The 1345-nt window shown below is 70.0% G+C and carries 1 protein-coding gene; it reads right to left on the bottom strand.

Features of this window, described 5'->3' with window-relative positions; genetic code table 11:
• The coding region (locus CHB90_RS25980; RefSeq protein WP_141135999.1) for an aldehyde dehydrogenase (NADP(+)) at positions 1 to 1345 on the bottom strand (1345 nt) is incomplete at both ends.

Below are 1345 nucleotides of genomic sequence, written 5' to 3'. Positions count from 1 at the left end.
AGGAATCTGCGGATGGCCATGGTGCCGACGGAGGTTGCGCCGAAGTTGGTGGAGGCGGGGTAGGGTCCGCCGTGGACCATGGTGTCGCAGACCTCGACGCCGGTGGGAAAGCCGTTGACCAAGAGGCGTCCGGCCTTGCGTTCCAGCACCGGCATCAGGCGGCGGGCGAGGTCCGTGTCGCCCGCGTCCATGTGCAGCGTGCAGGTCAGCTGACCCTCAAATCCGCGCGCCAGTTGGTCCATCTCGTCGGCGCCAGAGACCCGCACCACCAGGCCCAGCGGGCCAAAGACCTCTTCGCCAAGTGCTTGATCCTGCAGGTATTGTGCGGCGTCGGTCTCATAGAGGTTGGGGGCGGCGTTGCGGCCGTCGCTGGTGGTGGTCAGCACCGGGCGCACCGGATTGCGGCTGTCAAAGCGCTGTTTACCGTTTCTATACGCCTCGGCGATACCGTCGGTGAGCATGCATTGGGTCTGAACCCCCTTCAACGCCTCGGCGGCGGCGGCGACCAGCGCGTCGCCTTGGGGGCCGGTTTCCACCACGGCGATGCCGGGGTTGGTGCAGAACTGTCCGGCGCCCATGGTCAGGGAGGCCGCCCAGTCGGTGCCGATCTGCGCACCGCGCGCCTGTGCCGCTTGCGGCAGGATGAACATCGGGTTGACGCTGCCCAACTCGCCGAAGAAGGGGATCGGTTCGGGGCGCTGCGCGCAGAGGTCGAACAGCGCGCGCCCGCCGCCCAGGCTGCCGGTAAAGCCGACGGCGCGGATCAGCGGGTGCTGGACAAGGGCGGTGCCGACGTCGCGTTTGCCGCCCTGGATCAGGCTGAAGGTGCCGGGGTGGATGCCGCAGGTGGCGATGGCGGCGTGAATGGCCTCGGCGACGATCTCGCCGGTGCCGGGATGGGCCGAGTGGCCCTTGACGACCACCGGGCAGCCGGCGGCCAGGGCGCTGGCGGTGTCGCCGCCGGCGGTGGAAAAGGCGAGCGGAAAGTTCGACGCGCCAAAGACGGCGACCGGACCGATCGGGCGCTGCACCATTTTCAGGTCGGGGCGCGGCAGCGGGGCGCGGTCCGGCAGTGCCTCGTCGTGGCGGCGGTCCAGGTAGTCGCCCTTGAGGATATGTTCGGCGAACAGGCGCAACTGGCCGGTGGTGCGGCCGCGCTCGCCGTTCAGGCGGGCCTCCGGCAGGCCGGTTTCTTGCGTGCCGATCTGGGTGATCTGCGCGCCGCGGGCCTCGATCTCATCGGCGATGGCGTGCAGGAAACGGGCGCGGTCGGCGCGCGAGGTCTGGCCATAGCTCTCGAACGCGGCCTCTGCCGCGACGCAGGCGCGGTCGACCAGGTCGGGGG

The organism is Antarctobacter heliothermus, from assembly GCF_900188425.1.
Classification (GTDB): Bacteria; Pseudomonadota; Alphaproteobacteria; order Rhodobacterales; family Rhodobacteraceae; genus Antarctobacter; species Antarctobacter heliothermus.
Note: the sequence above shows the minus strand (reverse complement) of the source record. Positions and strands in the feature narration are given on the sequence as shown.